At 61.4% G+C, this 6,031-nt stretch carries 8 protein-coding genes; 7 read left to right on the top strand and 1 reads right to left on the bottom strand.

The window, feature by feature from the left end; translation table 11 throughout:
* The first annotated feature begins 524 nt into the window (after nucleotides 1-524).
* The 7 genes from SOP95_RS31280 to SOP95_RS31250 all read left to right on the top strand — a co-directional run bounded on the left by SOP95_RS31280 (nucleotide 525) and on the right by SOP95_RS31250 (nucleotide 5,469).
* Entirely contained in the window at nucleotides 525-971 is a 447-nt protein-coding gene (locus tag SOP95_RS31280) for a DUF411 domain-containing protein (protein WP_274077099.1), read from the top strand.
* Nucleotides 971-1,405 (top strand): YqaA family protein, encoded by a 435-nt coding sequence (locus tag SOP95_RS31275; RefSeq protein WP_323609489.1) that lies wholly within the window; start codon nucleotides 971-973, stop codon nucleotides 1,403-1,405. Before SOP95_RS31280 ends, SOP95_RS31275 begins: the two co-directional genes overlap by 1 nt.
* 83 nt (nucleotides 1,406-1,488) lie before the next feature.
* The gene (locus SOP95_RS31270) at nucleotides 1,489-2,511 is read left to right on the top strand and encodes an alpha/beta fold hydrolase (RefSeq protein WP_323609488.1); all 1,023 of its coding nucleotides are present in this window, start codon (nucleotides 1,489-1,491) and stop codon (nucleotides 2,509-2,511) included.
* 13 nt (nucleotides 2,512-2,524) lie between these two features.
* A complete protein-coding gene (locus SOP95_RS31265) occupies nucleotides 2,525-3,478 on the top strand; it encodes a D-2-hydroxyacid dehydrogenase family protein (protein ID WP_323609487.1) in 954 nt (317 codons plus the stop codon).
* A gap of 148 nt (nucleotides 3,479-3,626) precedes the next feature.
* Complete coding sequence (locus SOP95_RS31260; RefSeq protein WP_323609486.1) at nucleotides 3,627-4,160, top strand: tetratricopeptide repeat protein; 534 nt, start codon at nucleotides 3,627-3,629, stop codon at nucleotides 4,158-4,160.
* 65 nt (nucleotides 4,161-4,225) lie between these two features.
* On the top strand, nucleotides 4,226-4,711 hold the full coding sequence (locus SOP95_RS31255; protein ID WP_408601126.1) for an RNA polymerase sigma factor: 486 nt from the start codon (nucleotides 4,226-4,228) through the stop codon (nucleotides 4,709-4,711).
* Entirely contained in the window at nucleotides 4,708-5,469 is a 762-nt protein-coding gene (locus SOP95_RS31250) for an anti-sigma factor family protein (RefSeq protein ID WP_323609485.1), read from the top strand. The genes SOP95_RS31255 and SOP95_RS31250 overlap by 4 nt, the downstream gene beginning before the upstream one ends.
* Before the next feature lie 84 nt (nucleotides 5,470-5,553).
* Here the strand turns inward: SOP95_RS31250 and SOP95_RS31245 are convergent, their stop codons facing one another.
* Nucleotides 5,554-5,832 (bottom strand): hypothetical protein, encoded by a 279-nt coding sequence (locus SOP95_RS31245; protein WP_323609484.1) that lies wholly within the window; start codon nucleotides 5,830-5,832, stop codon nucleotides 5,554-5,556.
* Nucleotides 5,833-6,031 lie beyond the last annotated feature (199 nt).

Here is a 6,031-nt window from a genome sequence, read left to right as displayed (position 1 = left end):
CCGGCGAAGACGACCTTGAATATTGCATCGCGCTATCGGGCCTCTTCGCTGGCAAGCCAGCGCCTACAATGATTTGCGCTGGTCGCCGCGGACCTGTAGGAGCCCGGCTTGCCGGCGAAGGCGTCCTCGAATATTGCATCGACCTTTCGGGCCTCTTCGCTGGCAAGCCAGCGCCTACAATGATTTGCGCTGGTCGCCGCGGACCTGTAGGAGCCCGGCTTGCCGGCGAAGGCGTCCTCGAATATTGCATCGCACTATCGGGCCTCTTCGCTGGCAAGCCAGCTCCTACAATGGTTTGCGCTGGTCGCCGCGGACCTGTAGGAGCCCGGCTTGCCGGCGAAGGCGGCCTTGAATATTGCATCGCGCTATCGGGCCTCTTCGCTGGCAAGCCGGCTCCTACAGAGGAATGCGTACAGCTTATGAGGCCGTACAGCTCTGTAGCACTTCGAAACAAACCTTGAATATCCGCCGGCAAAAACCCGTCAGAATGTATTCCTTTGCGCGCAATCCGAGACCCTTCTGTCATGCGAACCCATTTCCGTCTGGCTGCCTTGGGCGCCCTGTTCATTTCCTCCCTGGCCCAGGCTGCCGACCTGATCCCGATCGAGGTCCACCGGGATGCCAATTGCGGTTGCTGCAAGAAATGGATCAGCCATCTTGAGGCCAATGGTTTCAAGGTCGAGGACCGCGTCGAAAGCAACATGAGCGCGTTCAAGCAACAACACGGTGTGCCACCGCGCCTGGCGTCCTGCCACACTGGCTTGATCAACGGCAAATTCGTCGAAGGCCACGTGCCGGCTGATCAGGTGCTGGCCCTGAGCAAGCGCGATGACCTGCTGGGCGTTGCCGCCCCGGGTATGCCAATGGGGTCGCCGGGCATGGAAATGGACGGCATGAGCGATGCCTATCAAGTGATCGGCCTGAAAAAGGACGGTACCGATGTGGTGGTGGCGGACTACCCCGCCCATTGATTGTCGGCGTCTACATCGGCTTGTTCCTGGCGGCGTTTGGAGCCGCGACCTTGCTGCCCCTGCAGTCCGAAGCCCTGCTGGTCGGGCTGATCCTCAGCGATCGGTACTGGTTGTGGTCGCTGCTGGCGGTCGCAACCCTGGGCAACGTCCTCGGTTCGCTGGTGAACTGGTGGCTGGGGCGCGCCATCGAGCGCTTCCAGGATCGGCGCTGGTTTCCGGTCAGCGCCAAGCATCTGGAACACGCCCGCCGTCACTATCAACGTTACGGCCACTGGTCGCTGCTGCTCAGTTGGCTGCCGGTGATCGGCGACCCACTGACCCTGGTGGCCGGCGTCATGCGCGAACCCCTGGGGCGCTTCCTGCTGATCGTGACCCTGGCCAAGGGCGCCCGGTATGGCGTACTGGCGTTGGCCACCCTGGGGTGGATGGGTTGAACCAAGTGCCGCGACGGTTGCCTGTTTAATGTCGCCCTAATCGTGCCGGTCCAGCATCGGCGGATTTTCAACGGAGTTCATCCATGCCCCTAACCCGCTCAAGCTGGCTGTCCGCCCTGCTGCTGACCGCCGCCCTGCCCGCCATCGCAGCCGAAGGGCCGGCCTACGGCCCCGAACTGCAAGGCTTCGAATACCCCTACACGGTCAAGCATTTTGCCTTCGAGTCCCAGGGCAAATCTTTGCAAATGGGCTACATGGACGTCGCCGCCCATGGCAAGGCCAACGGCCGCAGCGTGGTGCTGATGCACGGCAAGAATTTCTGCGGCGCCACCTGGGAAACCTCGATCAAGGCCCTGAGCGATGCCGGCTACCGGGTCATTGCCCCGGACCAGATCGGTTTCTGTACGTCCAGCAAACCGGACCATTATCAATACACTTTTCAGCAACTGGCGAGTAACACCCAGCAACTGCTCAAGGCCCTCGGCATCCAGAAAGCCACCTTTCTGGGGCACTCCACCGGCGGCATGCTCGCCACCCGCTACGCGCTGCAGTATCCCGAACAGGTCGAACAGCTTGCGCTGGTCAACCCGATCGGCCTGGAAGACTGGAAAGCCCTCGGGGTCCCCTATCGGACAGTGGACCAATGGTACGAGCGCGAACTGAAACTCAGTGCCGAAGGTATCCGCAACTACGAGCGTGCCACCTACTACGGTGGCCGCTGGAAACCCGAGTTCGATCGCTGGGTGGACATGCTCGCCGGGCTGAACAAAGGCCCGGGACATACGCAGGTGGCATGGAACTCGGCGCTGATCTACGACATGATCTTCACCCAGCCGGTGTACTACGAATTCCCCAACCTGAAGATGCCAACCCTGCTGTTGATCGGCACGTCCGACACCACCGCCATCGGCAGCGATATTGCGTCGCCGGAGGTCAAGGCGAAAATCGGCCACTACAACGTACTTGGCAAACAGGTGGCGAAACTCATACCCCAATCGACCCTGGTTGAATTCCCCGGCATGGGCCACGCGCCGCAGATGGAAGAACCGGCGCAGTTTCACCAGGCCTTGCTGGGCTGGCTGGACAAACACAATCCCGTTCCTTGATGAGGTAAGGCTGATGGCGGTGCAGATTGCAGTGATCGACGATTGGCAGGATGTGGCCCGCGGCGTGGTGGACTGGTCGCCACTGGAGACCATCGGCCAGGTCGAGTTCATCCACGACTACCCTGCCGACAACGCCAGCCTGGCGGCGCGCCTGGGCGGGTTTGAAGTGATCTGCGTGATGCGCGAGCGCACCCGGTTCGACGAAGACCTGCTTCGACGCCTGCCGAACCTCAAATTGCTGGTCACCGGCGGCATGCGCAACGCCGCCCTTGACCTCAAGGCCGCCGCCGCGCTGGGCATCCTGGTCTGTGGCACCGACAGCTACAAGCATGCCGCGCCGGAACTGACCTGGGCGCTGATCATGGCGGCCACCCGCAACGTGGTGTTGGAAGCCAACGCCTTACGCGCCGGAAAATGGCAGCAAGGCCTGGGGGGCGACCTGCACGGCAAGACCCTGGCGATACTGGGGCTGGGCAGCATTGGTCAACGGGTTGCCCGGTTTGGCCAGGTATTCGGCATGCGGGTGATCGCCTGGAGCGAAAACCTGACCGCCGAACGCGCCGCCGAAGCCGGTGTGACCCTCGTCAGCAAACAGGCCCTGTTCGAACAGGCCGACGTGCTCTCGGTGCACCTGGTACTCAGTGAGCGCAGCCGGGGATTGGTCGATGCCCAGGCGCTGGCCTGGATGAAGCCCACCGCGTTGCTGGTCAATACCGCCCGCGGGCCGATTGTCAATGAGGCAGCACTGATCAAGGCCCTGCAGAAACAACGCCTGGGTGGCGCCGCTCTGGATGTGTTCGAGCAGGAGCCCTTGCCTGAATATCATCCGTTCAGGACCCTGGACAACGTGCTGGCAACGCCCCATGTCGGCTACGTCAGCCAGCAAAACTACCAGCTATTCTTTGCGCAAATGATCGAAGACATTCAAGCCTGGTCGGCGGGACAACCGATTCGGTTACTGAGCTGATAGCGCCCGGCGACTTGGACTTTTCTTGCAAGAATCGCCGGAAAAAATGAATAAATGTCCACGCTGCGGTGTTTATGTTTCGCTTGAGGGGGATCCGCCCTTCGCAACGTTTTCGGTCCATTCGATGTCCCGCCCCGGAGCATTGCCCATGAATCGCCGCTTCTCGATCGTTACTGCCCCGCTGGTGCTTGCCGTCGCGCTGTCCGCTTCCCTGGCGTGGGCCAACGGCGAGGAAGATACCCCCGCCAAACCGCAGTGCCCTCGAGGGCAGGTGTTCGACAGCAAGGCGCAAAAGTGCGTCAAGCAAACCAGCATGCTCGTGCCGGACGCCGACCGTACCGATTACGCCTATCGACTGGCCAAGGACGGGCGCTACGAAGAAGCCCTGGCGCTGCTCGATACGCTCAAGGAACCCAACACCGCCAAGGCCCTGAACTATCGCGGCTACGCCACGCGTAAACTGGGGCGCACCGACGAAGGCATCGGTTATTACCTGCAGTCGGTCAAGCTCGATCCGCAGTACGCCAAAGTCCGTGAATACCTGGGCGAAGCCTATGTGGTAAAAGGCCGGCTGGACCTCGCCCATGAACAGCTGCAACAGATCCGGTCGATCTGCGGCAACACGACCTGCGAGGAGTACCAGGACCTGGCCGAAGCCATCAACGACTCATCGAAAACCTGACAACCGGGCGCACGGAGGTCTCTATCGCCAGCATTCAGGAAATAAGGGCAGAACTGGGCCAGCATCTGGCGCGTTTATGGCGCTATGGCCTGCTGTTGTCGCGACAACGGCACGTCGCCGAAGACCTGGTGCAGGCAACTTGCGTGCGCGCGCTCGAACGCGCGGCGCAATTTACCCCGGGCACCCGAATGGACCGCTGGCTGATGAGCATTCTGCATTCGATCTGGCTGAACGAAATCCGCACCCGTCGCGTGCATCAGGGACAGGGGCAGGTCGAGCCCGATAGCGCCTTGTCGTTTGACGGTGAATACGCGGCGCAGACCCACGTACTGGCGGCGCAGGTCATCCGCCGCGTCGACGCGCTGCCCGAAGCCCAGCGCGAAACGGTATTTCTCACATACGTCGAGGGCTTGTCCTACCGCGAAGTTGCCGAAGTCCTGCAAGTACCCATTGGCACCGTGATGAGCCGGCTGGCCACCGCGCGGGCGAAACTCGCCGAATATCCGCCACTGCACACGGTGCCCAACCCTTCCACCGGAGAACGTCGATGAACGCGATACCCTCGGATGAGCAATTGGTGGCCTACCTGGACAACCAGCTCGACGCCGATCAGCGCGCCCACATCGACGCGGCCATTGCCCAGGACCCGATGCTCGGCCTGCGCCTGCAATGGCTGGCCCGCAGCAGCCTGCCTTTCAAGGCCGCCTATGACGAGGTGGCTCGCCAGGCACCGGTGGACCGCCTGCAGGCCATGCTCGACACCTTGCCCGTGCCTGCCCGCCCAGCGCTCAGCCGTCGCTGGTTCCTGGCAGCGGCGGCCGGGCTGGTGGCGGGCGGCGTGGTCGCCGATCGCTTGTTCCTCGGCTGGCAGAGCAGTCAGCAAACCCATAGCTGGCGCGGGCTGGTGGCGGATTACATGGTGCTATACGTGCCGGAAACCCTCGACCATCTGCCCAATGACGAAGCGACGCAACGGGCGCAGCTGCAGACGATCGATGCGCGCCTGAGCCTCAGCCTTGTACCGGCAAAACTGGCCTTGCCCCGGGCCGAGTTCAAGCGCGCGCAAGTACTGGAATACGACGGCGTCGTCATCGCCCAAATTACCTACCTCGACCCGGTACACGGCCCCATGGCGCTGTGCGTCACCCATTCGAACAGCGGCAGCCGGCACTTCGCCCAGGAGCGCCGGCACGGGATGAACATTGTCTATTGGGCGGACATGCAACATGCCTGGATGCTGATCGGGCGCAACTCGATGGCAGACCTTGAGGCCATGGCCAAGCAATTGCGCACCCGATTGAGCGCCTGACCTGTAGGAGCTGCCGCAGGCTGCGATCTTTTGATCTTGCTTTTTAGAAGATCAAGATCAAAAGATCGCAGCCTTCGGCAGCTCCTACACAGAGCGGGGCAGCGTTCGCAGTTTCACCAGGTCCTGTGCCTTGGGAAACGCTTCCCCCGGCCCCTTCAGCAAGGTGTACTTCACCTTGTCGCCCACCAGGAAACACTCCTCTCCATCTGCCGTGATATTGGGCCCAATACGGATCGCCAACCTGGAACCGAACCCGTCATCGGGAAGGACCAGGGCAAAAGTGGCCGATATCGTATCAACCCTGACATCCCTGATCGCGTTGATGGTGCCCTGCCCCATTGTTCTTGTGATTGGCTCGGCCATTGCTACCCTCCTGCCCTGCCGTCAAATTCTGACTGCCAAGGAGCAATGAAACGCTCAAACGGCCAGTGTGGCTACTGTCAGGTTTTACAGTTCTACCGATGTTAAATGCGTAAAGGAGTCTTTAGTTGCTTTGAAACACTAGCAGTTCTGCTAGTGGGCATTTCCTGTAAAAAGATCAATGCTAAGGGGACTTGGCTTT

The sequence above is a fragment of the Pseudomonas sp. YuFO8 genome (assembly GCF_035065025.1).
GTDB classification, from domain to species: Bacteria; Pseudomonadota; Gammaproteobacteria; order Pseudomonadales; family Pseudomonadaceae; genus Aquipseudomonas; species Aquipseudomonas putida_AE.
This window is presented reverse-complemented; position numbering and strand designations above follow the sequence as displayed.